Source organism: Bradyrhizobium sp. SHOUNA76 (genome assembly GCF_023006445.1).
GTDB lineage: Bacteria > Pseudomonadota > Alphaproteobacteria > Rhizobiales > Xanthobacteraceae > Bradyrhizobium.
Window position 1 is genome coordinate 1 of the sequence record NZ_JALBHA010001154.1, and the last position, 481, is coordinate 481.

Annotated in this window: 1 protein-coding gene; it reads right to left on the bottom strand. The window is 67.2% G+C overall.

Annotated elements, in window-relative coordinates:
• On the bottom strand, window positions 1-481 hold a 481-nt coding region (locus MOV74_RS40255; protein ID WP_246933115.1), incomplete at both ends, for a branched-chain amino acid ABC transporter permease.

Genomic DNA, 481 nt, shown 5'->3' on the forward strand with positions numbered 1-481 from the left:
GACGGAGATGATCAGCGCGAGCGCGATCGGGAGTTTCAGCTCGTTGCCGACGCCGGGGATGTAGGTGCCGGCGAGGTTCTCGAAGACGCCGACCAGGAAGCCGCCGACCACCGCACCGAACGGGCTCGACAGCCCGCCGAGCACCGCGGCGGCAAAGCCGTAGATCAGGACGCCGCCCATCATGTTGGGCTCGAGGAACACCACAGGAGCGATCAGCATGCCGGCGATCGCGCCGATCGCGGTCGCCATGCCCCAGCCGAGCGCGATCATCCAGCTCGTGTTGATGCCGACCAGGCGCGCCGATTCAGGCACCGAGGCGGCCGCGCGCATCGCAAGACCGATCCGCGTGTACTGGAAGAAGAAGTAGAGCCCGAGCAGCAGCAGCACGGTGACGCCGATCATGCCGGCCTGGTGGGTCGAGATCAGCTGGCTGCCCAGGAACGGCGAGGAGCCGAACGGGGTCGGATACTGCTTGATGGTG